The sequence below is a fragment of the Streptococcus mitis genome (assembly GCF_946190285.1).
Taxonomy (GTDB): domain Bacteria; phylum Bacillota; class Bacilli; order Lactobacillales; family Streptococcaceae; genus Streptococcus; species Streptococcus mitis_CP.
In genome coordinates this window covers 345379-364549 of the sequence record NZ_CAMHZX010000001.1, presented here as the reverse complement: position 1 = coordinate 364549, position 19171 = coordinate 345379, and the positions used below count along the sequence as shown (strand labels likewise).

At 37.5% G+C, this 19171-nt stretch carries 19 protein-coding genes; 17 read left to right on the top strand and 2 right to left on the bottom strand.

Translation table 11 applies throughout. The features are described from left to right. The first annotated feature begins 131 nt into the window (after positions 1-131). Genes N8L39_RS01775 through N8L39_RS01760 form a run of 4 tightly spaced genes read left to right on the top strand, consistent with a single transcriptional unit; the run spans position 132 to position 5907 of the window. On the top strand, positions 132-359 hold the full coding sequence (locus N8L39_RS01775; protein WP_261009859.1) for a helix-turn-helix domain-containing protein: 228 nt from the start codon (positions 132-134) through the stop codon (positions 357-359). Positions 360-370: 11 nt separating this feature from the next. Continuing rightward, the gene (locus tag N8L39_RS01770; RefSeq protein WP_261009860.1) at positions 371-2785 is read left to right on the top strand and encodes an N-6 DNA methylase; all 2415 of its coding nucleotides are present in this window, start codon (positions 371-373) and stop codon (positions 2783-2785) included. After that, complete coding sequence (locus tag N8L39_RS01765) at positions 2751-4133, top strand: restriction endonuclease subunit S (RefSeq protein WP_261009861.1); 1383 nt, start codon at positions 2751-2753, stop codon at positions 4131-4133. The genes N8L39_RS01770 and N8L39_RS01765 overlap by 35 nt, the downstream gene beginning before the upstream one ends. Before the next feature lie 16 nt (positions 4134-4149). Further along, entirely contained in the window at positions 4150-5907 is a 1758-nt protein-coding gene (locus tag N8L39_RS01760; protein WP_261009862.1) for an ATP-dependent nuclease, read from the top strand. A 191-nt stretch (positions 5908-6098) separates the two neighbouring features. Here N8L39_RS01760 and mnmE read toward each other — a convergent pair whose 3' ends face one another. Continuing rightward, positions 6099-7472, bottom strand: coding sequence for a tRNA uridine-5-carboxymethylaminomethyl(34) synthesis GTPase MnmE (gene mnmE / locus N8L39_RS01755; protein ID WP_261009863.1), 1374 nt, complete (start codon positions 7470-7472; stop codon positions 6099-6101). Between the two features lie 135 nt (positions 7473-7607). Continuing rightward, positions 7608-7790 carry a 4-oxalocrotonate tautomerase gene (locus N8L39_RS01750; protein ID WP_001117394.1) on the bottom strand — a complete coding sequence of 61 codons (183 nt, stop codon included), beginning with the start codon at positions 7788-7790 and terminating at the stop codon, positions 7608-7610. 122 nt (positions 7791-7912) lie between these two features. Between N8L39_RS01750 and N8L39_RS01745 the strand changes: the two genes are divergently transcribed. The 13 genes from N8L39_RS01745 to N8L39_RS01685 all read left to right on the top strand — a co-directional run bounded on the left by N8L39_RS01745 (position 7913) and on the right by N8L39_RS01685 (position 19152). Beyond that, positions 7913-8503: a thymidine kinase gene (locus N8L39_RS01745; protein WP_000068143.1), complete on the top strand. Its 591-nt coding sequence runs from the start codon at positions 7913-7915 to the stop codon at positions 8501-8503. Further along, positions 8500-9579, top strand: coding sequence for a peptide chain release factor 1 (prfA, locus tag N8L39_RS01740; protein ID WP_261009864.1), 1080 nt, complete (start codon positions 8500-8502; stop codon positions 9577-9579). Before N8L39_RS01745 ends, prfA begins: the two co-directional genes overlap by 4 nt. Next, complete coding sequence (gene prmC, locus N8L39_RS01735) at positions 9579-10415, top strand: peptide chain release factor N(5)-glutamine methyltransferase (RefSeq protein WP_261009865.1); 837 nt, start codon at positions 9579-9581, stop codon at positions 10413-10415. Before prfA ends, prmC begins: the two co-directional genes overlap by 1 nt. Next, positions 10402-11001 (top strand): L-threonylcarbamoyladenylate synthase, encoded by a 600-nt coding sequence (locus tag N8L39_RS01730; RefSeq protein WP_261009866.1) that lies wholly within the window; start codon positions 10402-10404, stop codon positions 10999-11001. Before prmC ends, N8L39_RS01730 begins: the two co-directional genes overlap by 14 nt. A gap of 1 nt (position 11002) precedes the next feature. After that, positions 11003-11434, top strand: coding sequence for a GNAT family N-acetyltransferase (locus tag N8L39_RS01725; protein WP_261009867.1), 432 nt, complete (start codon positions 11003-11005; stop codon positions 11432-11434). Between the two features lie 61 nt (positions 11435-11495). Beyond that, a complete protein-coding gene (gene glyA / locus N8L39_RS01720) occupies positions 11496-12752 on the top strand; it encodes a serine hydroxymethyltransferase (RefSeq protein WP_261009868.1) in 1257 nt (418 codons plus the stop codon). 7 nt (positions 12753-12759) lie between these two features. Next, the gene (locus tag N8L39_RS01715; protein ID WP_261009869.1) at positions 12760-13734 is read left to right on the top strand and encodes a nucleoid-associated protein; all 975 of its coding nucleotides are present in this window, start codon (positions 12760-12762) and stop codon (positions 13732-13734) included. Then, complete coding sequence (gene pmp23, locus N8L39_RS01710; protein ID WP_261009870.1) at positions 13734-14348, top strand: cell wall hydrolase Pmp23; 615 nt, start codon at positions 13734-13736, stop codon at positions 14346-14348. Before N8L39_RS01715 ends, pmp23 begins: the two co-directional genes overlap by 1 nt. A 73-nt stretch (positions 14349-14421) precedes the next feature. Next, complete coding sequence (locus N8L39_RS01705) at positions 14422-15396, top strand: DUF1002 domain-containing protein (protein WP_261009871.1); 975 nt, start codon at positions 14422-14424, stop codon at positions 15394-15396. A gap of 74 nt (positions 15397-15470) precedes the next feature. Then, positions 15471-16829, top strand: coding sequence for a 23S rRNA (uracil(1939)-C(5))-methyltransferase RlmD (gene rlmD, locus N8L39_RS01700; RefSeq protein WP_261009872.1), 1359 nt, complete (start codon positions 15471-15473; stop codon positions 16827-16829). 166 nt (positions 16830-16995) lie between these two features. Further along, positions 16996-17520, top strand: coding sequence for a hypothetical protein (locus tag N8L39_RS01695; RefSeq protein ID WP_000031285.1), 525 nt, complete (start codon positions 16996-16998; stop codon positions 17518-17520). 2 nt (positions 17521-17522) lie between these two features. Continuing rightward, the gene (locus N8L39_RS01690) at positions 17523-18884 is read left to right on the top strand and encodes a hypothetical protein (RefSeq protein WP_261009873.1); all 1362 of its coding nucleotides are present in this window, start codon (positions 17523-17525) and stop codon (positions 18882-18884) included. A gap of 28 nt (positions 18885-18912) precedes the next feature. Then, the gene (locus tag N8L39_RS01685; RefSeq protein WP_042751170.1) at positions 18913-19152 is read left to right on the top strand and encodes a hypothetical protein; all 240 of its coding nucleotides are present in this window, start codon (positions 18913-18915) and stop codon (positions 19150-19152) included. The last annotated feature ends 19 nt before the right edge of the window (positions 19153-19171 follow it).

Genomic DNA, 19171 nt, shown 5'->3' with positions numbered 1-19171 from the left:
GATGGAAATTACGGCAGAATGTAATAATCCTTCAATAACAAAGTCTAGAAAGACCCGTAACTAGAAAAATTAGTTTTAATGTGGTATACTAACGCTATATTGATGACTGGAAAATGAAAAAGGAGATACGTATGAGTTTCCCCGAGGAGATAAAAAGAATTAGACAGCGTTCATTTCTAACACAGCAGGACTTTGCCGAGGAAATTGGTGTGGCTTTTTCTACTGTGAATCGTTGGGAATCCGGACGTGCAAAGCCAAACTTAAAAGCAATGAAAAGTATCAATGCGTTTTGTTTAGATAATAACATTTCTTATGAAACAATAGAGGAAGCTTGGCTTGATTATAAAATAGAGAAATAGGAGAACATTACATGACTAAGTTAGAAGTACAAGAAAAAGATGGAAAGATATATGCTCCATTAAAGGATAAGTGGCTTGTTGCAAAGCCTGAAGAAAAGGTTAGACAACATTATATAACTGTATTGGTGAATGAATATGGATACAACCTAGACCAAATGGCACAAGAACTAAAAGTAAATAATTCATCCAGAGGTCAAGGTAAAGCAAGTGCTGACATTGTCATATGGAAAAGTAAAGCAGATAAGGACGCAAAGAAATCTGCATTTATTGTAGTTGAATGTAAAGCAGAAAACGTAAAAGTACGTGTTGAAGATTATTATCAAGGTTTTAACTACGCTTCTTGGGCTCACGCTGAATTTTTTGTAACTACAAATGAGAAAGAAACAAAATTTTTCAATGTAGATCCAACATATCTTCCTCAAAAGCTAGAAGAAGTCGTTGCAATTCCGACAGCGAAAGATGTGACTGATGCTAAGAAGATTGAGCAAATTAAGAATCAGACCAAAACTTTTACAAGAGAAGAATTTACCAAAACATTACAAGTTTGCCATAATATCATTAGAAATAATGACAAGCTTTCTCCAGAGGCTGCATTTGATGAAATAAGTAAACTTCTGTTTATGAAGATTAGATATGAACGCCAGCAAAAAGGTACAAGAGTATTTACCAAGGAAGAATATACACAGCAAGCCGAAAACTACGAAAAAAACATAAGACCGGGACTAAAGGCTGCAGGAATTGATCAACCATATATGCAAAATCTTTTCAACACGACAAAAGTTGAATTTAAAGACGATCACCTTTTCGAAGAGAGTGACGAAATTAAAATACGAGAAAATAGCTTTGTACAAATATTAGAAAAATTACAGAACTTTAATCTCTCGGATACTCAGGATGATGTTAAAGGTATAGCATTTGAACAGTTTCTTGGAACTACATTTCGAGGGGAACTTGGGCAGTTCTTTACACCAAGAACGATTGTGGATTTTATGACCGAAATACTTGACCCTCAGGAGGGAGAAATAATATGTGATCCGACATGTGGCTCGGGTGGGTTCTTAATTAAGGCTTTTGAATACGTAAGAGACAAAATTGAGTTTGATGTTAGGGAGCATAAAGAATTATTAAGGACAGAATTAGAAGGAAATAATTTTGACACAAAACCTGAGGCGGAACAAATTAAAATTTCACAGTCTATTGATGATATGCAAAATGCCTTAAATACTGAACTAGATACAAGTATTGAAGGGAGTCGTATGTATAAATTGTCACGAGATTGTATATATGGTACTGATGCAAATCCTAGAATGGCTCGTACATCTAAGATGAATATGATAATGCATGGTGATGGTCATGGTGGAGTTCACCATCATGATGGACTTCTAAATGTAAATGGTATTTTTGAGGAAAGATTTGATGTCATTCTAACAAATCCTCCATTCGGACAAAATGTAGACAGGAATCAATTAATTTCTGAAGCTGATAAATTCACCGATGAGGATATGAAAAAGAAATACAAGAAAAAGTATGGTACATCTTATGACAATGCATTAAAACAGGTGGATAATAATATTGGGAAGTCGCTACTATCCCTGTATGATTTAGGAAATACCTCTACATTAACAGAGGTTCTCTTTATGGAAAGATGCTTGCGTCTGTTAAAGAAGGGTGGACGTATGGGAATGGTGCTTCCAGAAGGTGTTCTTAATAACAAGAATCTACAATCAGTAAGAGAATATTTTGAAGGAAAAGCAAAATTAATTTTAATTTGTTCTATTCCACAAGATGTTTTTATTGCTGCTGGAGCAACAGTAAAACCTAGTCTTGTTTTCATGAAAAAATTCACAGACAAAGAAATCGCTGAGTATGAGAAATGTAATAAAGAAGCTCTATTAGAAGTAACGGCAAAATATCAATCAGAGATTAATGCACAAAATACTAAAATTGCTAATTGTGAAACACTTATTGAATCATTAAAAAGTGATTTAAAAGAGGCGCGTGCCAAACTTAAAATAGCCAAAAAGAATAAGCAAAATATAGCTTTAATAGAGCGTGAAATTGAACAGATTCAAATGAAACAAAAGCAAAACAAATCAGATAAAAAAGAAGCTGAGAGTACTCTTAAGGCTATCCAAAAACTCATTGAAGATGAGGTAAAACCTCTTGTAAAAGAAAAATTTGATTATGATGTGCCAATTGCTAAAGTTGATGATGCTGGAATTACAACTACTGGGGCTGCAACTGAAAATAAGCAGTTGAAAGCTTTGGTAAAAGAGTACCGTGAATACTGTGAAAATGTTAATTTGTGGACTGTTAATACAAATGACATATTATATAAAGTTGGTAGCGGTACATATATACGAGTGAACGGGAACGAGGAGACAGTATTACATGAAGAATCAATCAATACTTCTATCACAAGTTAAGTTTTCAAATATGACTCAATGGGATGTGAAACAATTCTTTTTCTCTAAACTTAATTCAAATTATCCCATTGTAGAATTGGGTAAGCATCTTATTCATCACACAGAAAAAATATGCCCATCTGACTATCCAGACGATGATTTTGCAATATTGGGTGTCTCTAATAAAATTGGCATGTTCGATGCAAGCATAGAAAAAGGAAAATCAATTAAGCAAAAATATCATATTGTAAAAGAAAATTGGCTGGCTTATAACCCATATCGTATAAATGTTGGGTCTATTGGAATAAAGACCTCTGACTTAAAAGGAAATTATATCAGCCCTGCTTATGTGGTTTTTAGTTGTAAAAATACAATTTTACCTGAATATCTATGGTTGATGATGAAAAGCAATTTGTTCAGTTTATTGATAAAAGACTCAACAACTGGATCCGTAAGACAAACTTTGCGCTATGAAAAATTAGCAGCAATTAAAGCACCAGTACCATCTATTACTGAACAAGAGAGAATATTGAAAGAATATCATGAATTATTAGACAAGGCAGAAGCAGAAGTTGTTAAAGGTGATAAATATGGCTTAACATTGTTAAAAGATATTCAAGCTGAGGTTTCTAATCTAAATGAAGATGACTTAAAAGCAGATGATACTGCATCAATTTTGAGTACAGTTTCATTTACAGCTACTGATAGATGGGAAGTTGGATATATTTACAAACAAGGACACTTAGATAAAATTAATAACAGCTTTAAATATGATAGTAAATCAATTTCTGACTTAGAACCAGAATCATTATTTGGATTATCTATCAAGTCGTCACTTGAGCAAAAAAAAGGATTAATTCCTATGTTACGTATGACAAATATCGTTAATGGAGAAGTTGATTATTCTGAATTAAAATATGTCCCAGCGGAGGAGGCTTCGTCCAAAACAGAAGTTGATAAATGGATTCTACACAACGGAGATTTTTTGGTTACAAGAACAAATGGAAGTAAAGACCTAGTCGGAAAAGCTGCGGTATTCAAAAATGCTGAGACATTTACATACGCTTCATATTTAATAAGATATCGATTTGATAACAGTATAATATTGACTGATTATGTAAATATCATGTTTTTACTGCCTATAGTTAGAGAACAAATTGCTGTTATGAGAAGACAAGGTGGTGGACAGTATAACTTAAATAGTGATGAAATTGGTGCTATTCGTATTCCCGTACCCTCTATTCCGGAACAACAGAGAATTATCGATAAATTTAACAATCAAAAAGATGGAGCTAATAAATACTACGATAAGGCTGAAGAACTAAGGAAACGAGCAAAAATAGGTTTTGAAAGCGAAATTTTCAATTAGCCCATAAAGGTGTGTAATGAAACTATTAAAATTAAAAGTAAATAATTATAAAAATCTAAAAAATATAGATATTGATTTTGAGAAATCTGCCGGGTGTTCATTAATTGTCGGGCTCAATGGTTCTGGAAAAAGTAATCTACTCGAAGTGATTAGTGCAATCTTTTCATCCTTATATCTAGGTAAAGATAAGCTGATTGCAAATTTTCAGTTCGAACTGGAATATCAGATCTCAACTCCAGATACTATATCACTGCCAGAATCATCATCCGAGATTGTTATTCACCTTGATAATTTATCAGATAAAAAAATAGTAGCCAAATATAAACAAGGTGAAGAGTTAGTTCACTTATCAAAAGACGATATTGATAAGTGTTTACCTGAGCATGTAATAGCTGTATATAGTGGTGAGGAAACGAGGCTTTGGGATAATTATTATTTTGAGATATATGATAATTATAATAAGCAATATATAAATAACGCAATGCCCTATCGCAAACAACGAATGATCTTTTTTAATCATTATTATTGGGAGATTATAGCAAGTATACTGCATATTATGGAAAGCCAGGATGCTTCTGATTATTTGAGTGGATTGAGTATATCAGGAATTCGAAATATTGAAATGACTTTTGATAATGATAAGATGAAACGCAACAAGAACGAGATGGTAAAGCGAATTTTAGAAATTATCAATCCTAAACAATTAGAACATGTGATAATTGATACTGATAAATTTAAAGAACTTGTTGATATCTGTGGTTATGAAGAAGATCTATTATATAATATGGCGGTTCTTATTTTGTATAAAGGCTTTAAAATAATCACAGATTTTAAGATAATCACAGATTCTGGTGTGGGAATAAAAGATATATCGGAAGGAGAAAAGAAGCTATTACTTATATATGGTGCAATAAATCTTACTTCTGGAGAAAATCTATATCTTTTTGATGAACCCGATGCGCATCTTCATGAGAGTAGAAAAGAAGAAATATACAATCTGATATGTAGTGACCCTAAAAGTCAGTTTGTGATTTCAACACATTCCCCTACAATGTCACAACTTTTTAATGCAGATAAAGTAATTTTCTTTGATAAAGATGATAATGAATGTAGGATTACATATGATTCTGTTGCAAACTCAATAAACAAATTAACGAACGGGCAATGGAACTATATAGATCATTCTTTATTTGTTTCCAAGAGAAGACCCTTAGTGTTAACAGAGGGGGAAGGAGATGTTAATTATATTAAAAAAGCAATTAGCGTTTACTCCGACGAAGATAAATATAAATTATTAAGAGATGTAGATTTTATCCATTGTGGCGGAGCCCAAAATGTATGTCATATGGTAAATGAGTTAAAAGCAATCATGCCTTCTGATAAAAAAATTATTGTTGTATTCGATCGTGATGATGCGGGTGGAGATGGATTAAAAAAGATAATAAAAAAAGGAAAAGATAAGAAAGATAAAAAAACGTATAAAAAAGGTCAATTTTACTATCTTAAATTACCTATAACCGATGGATACACAAAAGACTCTTTTGTAATAGAAGATTATTTTTCAAACGACCATAAGAAAAAAATTGCTTTATCAAAACTAGCGGACGTTAATGGTTTTAATGATATACCAAAAGATTTAAAGCAAAGCGTAAAAGAAGATTTAGCAAAAAATCTAGAATCATATACAAAAGAGGATATGGAGGGGTTTAAAGTTCTTCTAGATAAAATATATGATATTATTAACAACATTGAACCTATAACGAGTTGTGACTAATGGCATAATACAAAGCATTAAAGATATAAATTATTAAAAATGACCACGCAGAAGTATTGATACTCTAGTGTGGTCATTCTGTTTTTGAGTTCCGTTGGAAAGCTTCACTTAAAAATAAATCTTTCGTTTTCGTTAATCTCTAATTGCGCCTCACTATAGCAAGTCTCTGTTTCAATACTATTCTAATATCATCATTTACCCAGACAAAATTGGCTGAACAACTGTGTAATGAGTTCATCAGGAGCAGCATCTCCAGTGATTTCTCCGAGGATTTCCCAAGTACGAGTCAAGTCAACTTGAAGCAAGTCAACTGGCATTCCCAGTTCAAGACCTTCATTAACAGCTTGAAGGCTTTCAACAGCCTTTTCAATTAGGGAAATGTGACGTGCGTTAGACAAGTAAGTAGCGTCTTGCTCAACCAAACCAGCATTTTCAAAGAAGAGGTTGTTGATTCTCTCTTCAATCTTATCGATGTTTTGGTTTTTAAGGACTGAAATACGAATAACGTCTTCAGGTAGTTCCGAAGTTTCAATCGCTTCAGGCAGGTCGGTTTTATTAAGTAAAATAATGCGGTTGGTTTCTTGACTAATTTCAAGCAGTTGTCTGTCTTGCGCAGTCAGTGGTTCACTGGCATTTAGCACTAGTAGAACTAAGTCGGCTTCCTTAAGGGCTTTTTTCGAACGCTCAACTCCGATTTGTTCCACGATGTCATCCGTTTCACGGATACCAGCTGTGTCAATCAATTTTAGGGGAACACCGTTGATGTTGACGTACTCTTCAATGACATCACGTGTCGTACCAGCAATGTCTGTAACGATAGCTTTGTCCTCACGCAAGAGATTGTTGAGAAGGCTAGATTTTCCAACGTTGGGACGTCCGATGATGGCAGTTGAAATTCCCTCACGAAGGATTTTGCCACGGCGAGCTGTTCTAAGGAGATTAGTTAGCAATTGCTCAAACTCCATAGTCTTCTCACGGACAACAGCAGTAGTGGCTTCCTCAACATCGTCATACTCAGGATAGTCGATATTGACTTCAACTTGGGCAAGTGTATTGAGGATTTCTTGGCGGGTATTATTGATAAGATCAGAAAGGGAACCATCAAGTTGTTTGACCGCAATATTCATGGCCTTGTCTGTCTTGGCGCGGATGATATCCATCACCGCCTCGGCCTGTGTCAAATCCACACGACCGTTTAGAAAGGCGCGTTTAGTAAATTCACCAGGTTCAGCCAATCGAGCTCCTTCACGGATAGCTAGCTGGAGAATCTCATTGGTCACCGCAATCCCACCGTGGGTGTTAATCTCGATAATATCCTCACGAGTGAAGGTTTTTGGAGACTTCATAGCCCCAACCATAACCTCGTCCATGACTTTCCCTGTCTGAGGGACAACGATGTGACCGTAGTTAAGCGTGTGGCTGGCAACCTTACTCAAGTCTTTCCCTTTGAAAATCTTTTGCGCAATCGCAAAACTATCTGTTCCGCTTAGGCGGACAATACCGATAGCCCCTTCACCTAGTGGAGTAGAGATAGCAGCGATGGTATCAAATTCACGTGTAATCATAATGTTTCCTTTAATTAATAGCTCTTTTCTTGGAATATTCCAAGTCTCTTTTCAAATTGTAACAAATTTAGGCTATTTCTTCAATGGATGCTACTTGGAGATTGAAAAAGCCTAAGCAATTCTGCTTAAGCTAGCTTATTTGGTGCGCATTTCCCCTTGTGGGAAGTAAGTTCCTTCTGGCATGTCGTTTATGATGACATGAACAGCTGATTGAGGGGCTCCAGTATTACGGACGACCGCTTCCGTTACTTCCTTAGCAAGAGCCTTCTTTTGATCGAGCGTGCGTCCTTCAAATAAATCGATGCGTACAAATGGCATAATGGCTTCCTCCACTAGTTTTGATTTCTTCTATTTTACCACATTTTGCCGTTTAAAGCTTAAGAAAATTATGATATACTAGAATGTAGCAAAAATTTAGAAATGGACGTGAAGCAAGAAACATGGCACAGTTGTATTATCGTTATGGGACCATGAACTCTGGTAAGACGATTGAGATTCTCAAGGTGGCCTATAACTATGAGGAGCAAGGAAAAGGTGTTGTGATTATGACCTCGGCTCTGGATACGCGTGACGGTGTTGGCTATGTGTCGAGTCGAATCGGTATGAAACGCCCTGCTCTTGCGATTGAGGAGACGACGGATATCTTTGGCTATATCCGAGACCTACCAGAAAAGCCTTACTGTGTTTTGGTCGATGAAGCCCAGTTTCTCAAGCGTCACCATGTTTACGATCTAGCTCGTGTTGTTGATGAGTTAGACATACCTGTCATGGCTTTTGGTTTGAAAAATGACTTTCGCAATGAACTGTTCGAAGGTTCCAAATATCTCTTGCTTTTAGCAGACAAGATTGACGAAATCAAGACCATCTGTCAGTATTGTAAAAAAAAGGCGACTATGGTTTTGCGAACACAGGATGGACTGCCCGTTTACGATGGAGAACAGATCCAGATTGGTGGTAATGAAACCTATATCTCAGTTTGCCGTAAACATTATTTTGCCCCTGAAATCAATAAGGAGAATGAAGAAAAATGAACATCTATGATCAACTACAAGCTGTAGAAGACCGTTATGAAGAATTAGGAGAATTGCTGAGTGACCCAGATGTGGTTTCGGAAACCAAGCGTTTCATGGATCTTTCCAAAGAAGAGGCTTCTACTCGTGATACGGTAACAGCCTACCGTGAGTACAAACAAGTCCTTCAAAACATCGTTGATGCTGAAGAGATGATTAAGGAATCAGGCGGAGATGCGGACCTGGAAGAAATGGCCAAGCAAGAGCTCAAAGATGCCAAGGCTGAAAAAGAAGAATACGAAGAAAAACTAAAAATCTTGCTCCTTCCAAAGGATCCAAACGATGACAAGAACATCATCCTTGAAATCCGTGGCGCGGCTGGTGGTGACGAAGCGGCACTTTTCGCTGGAGATTTGCTAACCATGTACCAAAAGTATGCTGAAGCCCAAGGCTGGCGTTTTGAAGTCATGGAAGCTTCTATGAACGGTGTCGGTGGTTTCAAAGAAGTCGTTGCCATGGTTTCAGGTCAGTCTGTTTACTCTAAGCTTAAGTACGAATCAGGTGCCCACCGTGTGCAACGTGTCCCTGTGACAGAAAGCCAAGGTCGTGTCCATACATCAACTGCCACAGTTCTTGTCATGCCTGAAGTCGAAGAAGTAGAATACGATATTGATCCAAAAGACCTTCGAGTTGACATCTATCACGCCTCTGGTGCTGGTGGACAGAACGTCAATAAGGTTGCGACTGCCGTTCGTATCGTTCACTTGCCAACCAATATCAAGGTTGAGATGCAGGAAGAACGTACCCAGCAGAAAAACCGTGAGAAGGCCATGAAAATCATCCGTGCGCGTGTTGCTGACCACTTTGCACAAATTGCTCAGGATGAACAAGACGCTGAGCGTAAGTCAACAATCGGTACTGGTGACCGTTCAGAGCGGATTCGTACTTATAACTTCCCACAAAACCGTGTCACAGACCACCGTATCGGTTTAACCCTCCAAAAACTAGATACCATTTTATCTGGTAAATTGGATGAAGTTGTGGATGCCTTGGTTCTTTATGACCAAACGCAAAAATTAGAAGAATTAAACAAATAATGAAATTAGCTCAATTATTTTCAAATTTTGAAGAAGAGTTGATAAGACAAGGAGAGGAAGCTGAAAGCCTCTCTTTTGTCTATCGTAGCCTGAAAAATCTCTCTTTTACTGACTTTGTCTTTTCTCTTCAGCAGGAAGTGACGGAAGAGGAAGAAGTTTTTGTTAAAGGAATTTTCCAACAGTTAGTAGCTCATAAACCGGCACAGTACATCATTGGACAGGCAGACTTTTATGGAATGCAGTTAAAAGTTGATGAGCGGGTTTTGATTCCTCGTCCAGAAACAGAGGAGTTAGTGGAGCTTATCCTGGCTGAAAATCCTGAGACGAATCTTTCAGTTCTGGATATTGGAACAGGTAGTGGAGCTATTGCTCTCGCCTTAGCAAAAAACAGACAAGATTGGTCAGTGACAGCAGCGGATATTTCCCAAGATGCTTTAGATTTAGCTAGCGAAAATGCTAAAAAGCAAAATCTTCAAATATTTTTAAAAAAATCTGACTGTTTTACAGAAATTTCTGAAAAATATGATATAATTGTTTCCAATCCACCCTATATCTCTCGTGAAGATGAGTCAGAGGTCGGCTTGAATGTCTTGCATTCGGAGCCCCATCTAGCTCTCTTTGCAGACGAGGATGGCCTAGCTATTTACCGGAGAATTGCGGAAGATGCAAAAGACTATCTCACAGATGGTGGCAAGATTTACCTTGAAATTGGATACAAGCAAGGTCAAAGTGTTCCTGAACTTTTTAGGAAATATCTTCCTGAAAAGCGAGTAAGAACACTCAAGGACCAATTTGGTCAAGATAGGATGGTCGTGATTAGTGATGGACAGGATTAGACAAGAGTTGGAAAATGGTGGAGCTGTCGTTCTGCCTACGGAGACAGTTTACGGTCTCTTTGCCAAGGCTCTAGACGAAAAAGCAGTTGATCATGTATACCAGCTCAAACGTCGCCCTAGAGACAAGGCACTTAATCTCAATGTTGCCTCTTTAGAGGACATCTTGCACTTTTCAAAGAATCAGCCAATTTATCTACAAAAACTTGTAGAGACCTTTTTACCGGGTCCCTTGACCATTATTCTCGAAGCCAATGACCGAGTTCCCTATTGGGTCAATTCTGGTCTCGCGACTGTTGGATTTCGGATGCCAAGTCACCCCATTACACTGGATTTGATTCGTGAGACAGGTCCCTTGATTGGGCCGTCTGCCAATATTTCAGGTCAGGCAAGTGGTGTGACCTTTGATCAAATTCTGAAAGATTTTGACCAAGAGGTTCTGGGTCTAGAAGACGATGCTTTTCTAACTGGACAGGATTCAACGATTTTGGATTTGTCTGGAGACAAGGTGAAAATCTTACGCCAAGGGGCGATTAAGCGAGAAGATATTCTTGCACAGTTGCCAGAGATTTCTTTTGAGGAGGAATGAGATGCTAAGAGATTTACAAGAAACAGATGTGAATGCTATATGTGAGATCAACCAAGAAGCCTTAGGCTATTCTTTTAGTCTAGAGGACACAGCTAGTCAACTAGCTAGATTATCTCAGGATCCACATCATTTCCTACTTGGTTATGAGGATGCAGCTAGTCATGCCTTGCTTGGATATGTCCATGCTGAAGTTTACGAATCCCTCTATTCTAAAGCAGGATTTAATATTTTAGCCTTAGCAGTCTCGCCTCAAGCACAAGGGCAAGGCATTGGTAAAAGCTTGCTAAAAGGGTTGGAAGAAGAAGCAAAAAGACGTGGTTATGGGTTTATCCGCTTAAACTCTGCCGATCATCGTCTGGGGGCTCATGCATTTTATGAAAAAGTTGGTTATACTTGTAATAAAATGCAGAAACGATTTATTCGCATCTTTTAGTTTGATTTTCTAATAAGAAAATGAAACTAATGGACTAGTCATACAATAAAGGAGAAGACCTATGATTTTTGACAAAGATGATTTTAAAGCATACGATGCTGATCTCTGGAATGCTATTGCCAAAGAAGAAGAACGCCAACAAAATAACATTGAGTTGATTGCTTCGGAAAACGTAGTTTCCAAGGCTGTTATGGCAGCTCAAGGGTCTATCTTGACGAATAAATACGCCGAAGGCTACCCAGGACGCCGTTATTATGGTGGAACAGATGTAGTAGACGTGGTAGAATCTCTAGCCATTGAACGCGCAAAAGAAATTTTCGGCGCTAAATTCGCTAATGTCCAACCTCACTCAGGAAGCCAAGCCAACTGTGCGGCTTACATGGCCTTGATTGAGCCAGGTGATACGGTTATGGGGATGGATTTGGCAGCAGGTGGACACTTGACTCACGGAGCTTCTGTCAGCTTCTCTGGTCAAACCTACAACTTTGTTTCTTACAGTGTTGATCCTGAAACGGAACTCTTGGACTTTGATGCTATTTTGAAACAAGCCCAAGAAGTCAAACCAAAACTCATCGTAGCAGGTGCTTCAGCCTATTCTCAAATTATCGACTTTTCAAAATTCCGTGAAATTGCTGATGCTGTTGGAGCTAAGCTCATGGTAGATATGGCTCATATCGCTGGTTTGGTTGCAGCTGGTCTACATCCGAGCCCAGTACCATACGCTCATATCACGACAACAACGACCCACAAAACCCTTCGTGGACCACGTGGTGGCTTGATCTTGACAAATGATGAAGAACTAGCTAAGAAGATCAATTCAGCTATTTTCCCAGGTATTCAAGGTGGTCCTTTGGAACATGTTGTTGCAGCTAAGGCAGTTTCTTTCAAAGAAGTTTTGGATCCAGCCTTCAAGGAATACGCTGCTAATGTAATCAAAAACAGTAAGGCTATGGCAAATGTCTTCTTACAAGATCCTAATTTCCGTATTATCTCTGGTGGAACTGAAAACCACCTTTTCCTAGTTGATGTAACCAAGGTTGTAGAAAACGGAAAAGTTGCTCAAAATTTGCTGGATGAAGTCAATATTACCCTAAATAAAAATTCAATCCCTTACGAAACCTTGTCACCATTTAAGACTAGTGGGATTCGTATCGGAGCAGCAGCCATTACTGCACGTGGATTTGGTGAAGAAGAGAGTCGCAAAGTGGCTGAACTTATCATTAAAACCCTTAAAAATGCGGAAAATGAAGCTGTCTTAGAAGAAGTGAGAAGTGAAGTCAAAGCATTGACAGATGCCTTCCCATTATACGAGGACTAAAATTTTTATGGACATTTATATTAAGAAAGCTATTATCCATCAGTTCAGTCCGGATGATACCGAGCTGTTCTTAGCGGATAAGTTTCTCAATATCACTCCAAAAATCGAAGAATATCTGCGCAAAAAAATTGAACGTGTGTATTCAGATGAAGCCAAGACTGGGATTTTCGAAGAAGAAAATCCCTTCTTCAATCACATCACAGACGATTTGTTGGAGACATCAGTGACACTGGCTAATCTCTGGAAAGAGGAGTTCAGCATTTCAGAAAATCTCAAGACCAATGACTTGATTTTTGTGCAATTTTCTAAAGAAGGTGTAGAACATTTCGCTTTCTTGCGAATTGCCTTGCGGGAAACCCTGACCCACCTCGGAGGAGAAGTTGATAATCCAATCAAGCTAACTCAGAATAACCTGCCTGGATTTGGAACAGGAGCTGATGAGGCCTTGGTGGTCAATCTTCAAAGTCGAAAGTATCACCTGATTGAAAAACGAATCAAGTACAACGGGACTTTTTTGAACTATTTTTCAGATAATCTTCTTGCCGTTGCCCCTAAGATTTCACCCAAGAAATCTATCAAAGAACTAGAAAAAACGGCTCAGAAAATTGCTGAAACTTTTAATATAGATGATTTCCAATTTCAATCTAAGGTCAAATCAGCGATTTTCAATAATATAGAAGAAAGTAATGAATTGTCACCTGAAAAATTGGCCAACGACCTTTTTGACAACAATCTGACAGCTCGTTTGAGCTTTATTGATCAAGTCAAGGAAGCTGTACCAGAGCCTGTTCAATTTGATGAAATTGATGCCAGTCGCCAATTAAAGAAATTTGAAAACCAAAAACTCTCCTTGTCAAATGGAATTGAGCTCATCGTTCCCAATAACGTCTATCAAGACGCCGAATCTGTTGAGTTTATCCAAAACGACAACGGAACCTACTCTATCTTAATCAAAAATATCGAGGATATCCAAAGTAAATAATGTTTAAACGAATTCGAAGAGTGCTTGTACTAGCAGTCTTCCTTTTTGCTGGCTATAAAGCTTACCGCGTTCACCAGGATGTCAAGCAAGTCATGACCTATCAACCCATGGTGCGAGAAATCTTGAGTGAAAAAGACACCCCAGCAAACGAAGAGCTTGTGCTCGCTATGATTTATACTGAAACAAAAGGAAAAGAAGGCGATGTTATGCAGTCTAGTGAGTCTGCAAGTGGTTCCACCAACACCATCAATGATAATGCCTCTAGCATTCGGCAAGGCATTCAAACTCTGACAGATAATCTCTATCTGGCCCAGAAGAAGGGGGTAGATGTCTGGACGGCTGTTCAAGCCTACAATTTTGGACCTGCCTATATCGATTATATCGCCCAAAATGGCAAGGAAAATACCTTGGCACTGGCCAAACAGTACTCTCGTGAGACTGTTGCTCCCTTGCTTGGCAATACCACTGGAAAGACTTATAGTTATATTCATCCCATTTCCATTTTTCACGGTGCGGAACTCTATGTAAATGGAGGAAACTATTATTATTCTAGACAAGTACAACTCAACCTTTACATCATCAAATGTTTCACTCTCTTTTCGACATCTGGCTAGCCCAGGTGTTTTTGTTATAAGTTTTCTTTAAGATAGATATATTACTCTAGAAAGGTAAAGGAGGAAAATCCCTATGAGAAAGAAACTCTTTCTGACTAGTGCTGCGGCCTTGTGGGCAGTAACAGCTATGAATAGCGTCCAAGCAGCAACAGATGTTCAAAAAGTCATCGATGAAACCTATGTCCAACCTGAATATGTCCTAGGTTCATCATTGTCTGAAGATCAAAAAAATCAAACCCTAAAAAAACTAGGCTACAATGCCTCAACAGACACCAAAGAACTCAAGACCATGACACCTGATGTCTATTCTAAGATTATGAATGTTGCCAATGACTCTAGTTTACAGTTGTATTCATCAGCCAAGATTCAAAAACTAGGTAACAAGTCGCCACTTGAGGTCAAGATTGAAACACCAGAAAACATCACTAAGGTGACTCAGGATATGTACCGAAATGCGGCCGTAACTTTGGGTGTGGAACACGCCAAAATCACTGTAGCAGCACCTATTCCCGTTACAGGAGAAAGTGCTTTAGCAGGAATTTATTATTCGCTAGAAGCTAATGGAGCTAAGGTACCGCAAGCCAATAAAGACTTAGCTCAAGAAGAGTTGAAGGCTTTGTCTGATATTAATGCTGAAAACAAGGACAAGTCAGGCTATGATGCTAATAAATTGAACGTTGCCCTAGCTGATATCAAGTCAGGACTCTCCAAAGCAAAAGAATCTAAGGGAACTCTGACAGAAGAAGATGTCCGCAAAATTGTTGAAGATACCTTAAAAAATTACAAACTCGATCAGGTTATAACAGGAAACCAGATCAATATCATCATCAATTTTGCTTTGAATCTATCAAAGAGTGATATCCTCAGCAATGCCGATTTCACTAAAACCTTGAATGACCTTAAACAAAGTATTGTTTCACAAGCTGGCGACAGTTTTAAAAATATCAACCTTAACTTTGATGCTGATAAGGCGCTAGAGGACGGCGGGAACTTTTTGAGCTCCCTCTGGCAAGCCATTGTCAACTTCTTCAAGAGTTTTGGTTCTTAAGAAATTTCATGGTATAATAGATGGTAACCGTAACGTTGCCGTCTTTTTTTGTCGGCCAATAGAAAGAGAAGAGAATGTTAAAGAAAAATGATATTGTAGAAGTTGAAATTGTTGACTTGACCCATGAGGGTGCAGGAGTTGCCAAGGTAGATGGTTTGGTCTTTTTTGTAGAGAATGCTTTACCAAGTGAAAAAATCCTTATGCGTGTCCTCAAGGTTAATAAAAAGATTGGTTTTGGAAAAGTAGAAGAATACCTTGTCCAATCACCACACCGTAATCAAGATCTAGATTTGGCTTACCTGCGTTCAGGAATCGCGGATTTAGGTCATCTTGCCTATCCAGAACAGCTCAAATTTAAAACCAAGCAAGTTAAGGACAGTCTCTACAAGATTGCAGGAATTGCTGATGTAGAGGTTGCTGAAACGCTTGGTATGCAAAATCCAGTCAAGTACCGCAACAAGGCACAGGTCCCTGTTCGTCGAGTGAATGGTGTCTTGGAAACAGGATTTTTTCGTAAGAATTCGCATGACCTCATGCCTCTAGAAGATTTCTTTATCCAAGATCCTGTGATTGATGAGGTAGTTGTAGCCCTACGCGACTTGCTCCGTCGTTATGATTTGAAACCTTATGATGAAAAGGAACAATCTGGCTTGATTCGAAATCTTGTGGTGCGTCGTGGACACTATTCTGGACAAATCATGGTTATTTTGGTAACAACTCGTCCCAAAGTTTTTCGTGTTGACCAATTGATTGAACAACTAATCAAGCAGTTCTCGGAGATTGTGTCTGTTATGCAAAATATCAATGACCAAAATACCAATGCTATTTTTGGTAAGGAATGGCGCACACTTTATGGACAAGACTTTATCACTGACCAGATGTTGGGAAATGACTACCAAATCGCTGGACCAGCATTTTACCAAGTCAATACTGAAATGGCTGAAAAACTCTATCAGACAACCATTGACTTTGCTGAATTAAAAGAAGATGATGTGGTTATTGATGCCTATTCTGGTATCGGGACGATTGGCCTCTCTGTTGCGAAACATGTCAAGGAAGTCTACGGTGTCGAAGTGATTCCAGAAGCGGTTGAGAATAGCAAAAAGAATGCTCAACTGAACAATATTTCAAATGCCAACTATGTCTGTGACACAGCTGAAAATGCCATGAAAAATTGGCTTAAAGATGGAATTCAACCAAGCCTTATCCTAGTGGACCCCCCAAGAAAAGGACTCACCGAGAGCTTTATCAAAGCAAGTAGCCAAACAGGTGCTGATCGCATTGCTTATATTTCATGTAATGTCGCAACCATGGCGCGTGATATCAAACTCTACCGAGAATTGGGATACGAGTTGAATAAAGTACAGCCGGTTGATCTTTTTCCTCAAACGCATCATGTTGAGTGTGTGAGTTTGTTAGTGAGACGGAACTAATCCTCAAAAGGTTTCCCAAATCTTTTGAGTCCCACAAACGCATCATATTGATATGGGAGTATTTCACATTGTTTTTGGATAAATATTGTTAGACTGTAACTTTTATGTTACAGTTTTTCAATTTATACATGGTATAATTAGAATAATAAAAGATTGAGGATTTTTTATGAGTAAAGAAGCAGTATTTCAAAATGTAGAATCACTACAACAAGTTGTAAACATAATTAATGAGGCAGCGGCAGCTCTTAATGATAAAACACGTACAATAAGAGAGAGTCCAATTCCAGAAGTGTTAGCTGGTGCATTGGGGGCAGGTATTGGTGGGATAGGTTCATTTGCAGCTCTTTATGGTTTAGGTACTGTAGGGTTATCAGCGGCTGGTATTACTTCGGGTCTTGCAGCTATTGGCGGTGTCGTTGGAGGTGGTATGGTAGCTGGAGTGTTTGTAATGGCTGCTCCAGTCGTTGTATTAGCCGGAGGCGGTATATTATTAGCTTCTAATCTAAAAAATAAACAACTTAAACAGGAAAAAGAACGGTTATATAAAGAAGCATTGCAAAAACATGAAGCTATTATACAAGCTCTTAAAACTGAGGCAGATGCTGATAAGGAACGCCTAGATTATTTACAGAGTTTAAATATCCTCCTAACTCAAGCAATTAAAGATTTGAAAAACGATTTAGGGGACTAACAATGAGTAAATTCATTTATTCTGATGAAGAACAAAAATTCAATAATATTTTAACTCATCAAACCAAAGAGTTAAATTTAATAAACAGACCCGATATGTCTATTGCAGAAGAACGTATAGAGGAAAGTGAAAAATTATTGAGAGAGCTAGGCTATACTCTGACTGATCTACCAATAATAGATACCGAAACTAAAAAACGAACTATCGTTGTACCTAAATGGGAAGACTTAGTAATAAAAGCGGAGTGCGAAGTTGGTTCAATGAATGAACTAGATGCACTCTTCACAAATGAAGAATTGAAACTTAATCAATCAGTTATTCAATCATTGCAGGATGATTTTAACAACATTCATAAACTTGACAAAATTGATATATCGATTTGTGCAGTAGCTGGTATATTAGCAGCGATTGTTGATATACTTTTAATTGGAATACCTGAGAAAACTCCGAATGGTTTAAAAGGTGGCCCTTTATCTAATTATGTAAGAGACTGGTTTAATCAACGATTTCCTGAAGAAGAAATGGAAAAGTTGGCAAATTCAAAGGTCAGTAAAGTCCCATTTGATGCACAAGATAATCGTCATACCAAAGTAAATGTTAATGGACTATCTGCATACTATCATAGATTGTTATCTCTTGGACATGATCCACTTCTTGGTTTAGTAATTGGTGTATGTGATATTCTAAATGGTAAGATGACTACTATTGATAAAACTGGGAAAATAGTATCTCAATTTATGGAGAATTACACAGATAGAAAAGAAAGTGATATTTTTGCAGCAATAGCAAAGCAGATAATCCATTTTAAATCTGATATTACGACATCAATGGGATTACCTGCACCATTGATGGGATTATTTAATTTGCTTCAGTTTGGAAAAATTGGCGATGAGGATCAAACAATAGCAGAAATAGTACAAGGAATGTATTACGAAGGTTATGATTTCATTCATTTTAGCAGTATGGCTATTTCTACAATGATTGTTGAAGTTATAGTCAGAATTGGATACTCTCTTAAGAGAATCAACGAAGGACATTCATTAAAAAATTCTATCCCTTTTTCGTTGGATAGAGAAAAACATCCAAAATTACATACGATGCTATTTATTGGACACTCTACAGCTACATCTGCTAATGCAGGGAAAATCTACTTTACAAAAAATCCTATGACTATAAATTACGCACAATGGATTACTTTTGCAAAATATTCATACTCTCAATTAAAATGGGTGCTTATTGAGAAATCCGAATTGAGAGCCTCATATGTTTCAGATAAGATTTATAAGGAAACTCAGGAAGTTTATGATAAAGTAAATCTTACCTTTAATAGCTTCAGTAATGATAGTGTAGTTATATTTGATTAAATTAATAAACTTAGATAAAAGGAAAACAATGAAAAAAAGTCTATACAATTTATTGTCAATGATTCCAATATATGGAACATTTTTAAAATTTTCAAGTAAAGGTGAAATGAGGTTATGTAGCCCACTGTATCAAGATTTTTTAGATGAAGGAATTAATCCAAATGATATATTCCTACTTCTTGAAAAGAAATATCCTGGTGAGGTAGTTACAAGAGATCGTTTCTATGAAGGTTATAGAGAAATACTGGAATCTTTGAACAAAGAGTAATAAGGAAAAGATTTTCTGT